Source organism: Streptomyces alkaliphilus (assembly GCF_014141535.1).
Classification (GTDB): domain Bacteria; phylum Actinomycetota; class Actinomycetes; order Streptomycetales; family Streptomycetaceae; genus Streptomyces; species Streptomyces alkaliphilus.
This window is the reverse complement of the sequence record NZ_VKHT01001640.1, coordinates 1-583: the sequence shown is the minus strand read 5'-3', so window position 1 is coordinate 583 and position 583 is coordinate 1. Positions and strand designations below refer to the sequence as shown.

Below are 583 nucleotides of genomic sequence, written 5' to 3'. Positions count from 1 at the left end.
CCCCCGCACCGACTCCCGCCGACCGGAAGGGCGTTCGCGCGATGACCACCACGACTTCCCCCCGTCCGTTCTGGCTCGCCGGCGGTCCCGCCACGGGAGGGGAGACCCTCACCGTGACCTCTCCCCGCGACGGTTCCGTCGTGGGGGAGGTGAGCGTGCCCACCGCCGAGCAGGTCGAGGCGGCGATCGAGGCGGCGGTGCGGGTCGCCCCCGCCTTCGCCGCGACCCCCGCCCACGTCCGGGCCGCGGCCCTGGACCACGTGGGCGCCCGGATCGAGGAGCGCGCCGAGGAGATCGCCCGCCTCATCTCGGCGGAGAACGGCAAGCCGATCACCTGGGCGCGCGGCGAGGTGGGCCGGTGCCGGTCCGTCTTCCGCTGGGCCTCCGACGAGGCGCGCCGCTTCAACGGTGGCACCGCCCAGCGCCTGGACAGCGACCCGGGCGGCACCGGACGGTTGGCCCTGACCCGCCGGGTGCCGTACGGGCCGGTGCTGGGCATCGCGCCGTTCAACTTCCCGCTGAACCTGTGCGCGCACAAGGTGGCCCCGGCGATCGCGGTCGGCACCCCCATCCTCCTCAAGCC

At 75.8% G+C, this 583-nt stretch carries 1 protein-coding gene; it reads left to right on the top strand.

Annotation, left to right across the window (positions count from 1 at the left end; translation table 11 throughout):
• Nucleotides 1-41: 41 nt before the first annotated feature.
• A partial coding sequence (locus FNQ90_RS26100) for an aldehyde dehydrogenase family protein (protein WP_182608550.1) occupies nt 42-583 on the top strand: 542 nt, incomplete at its 3' end.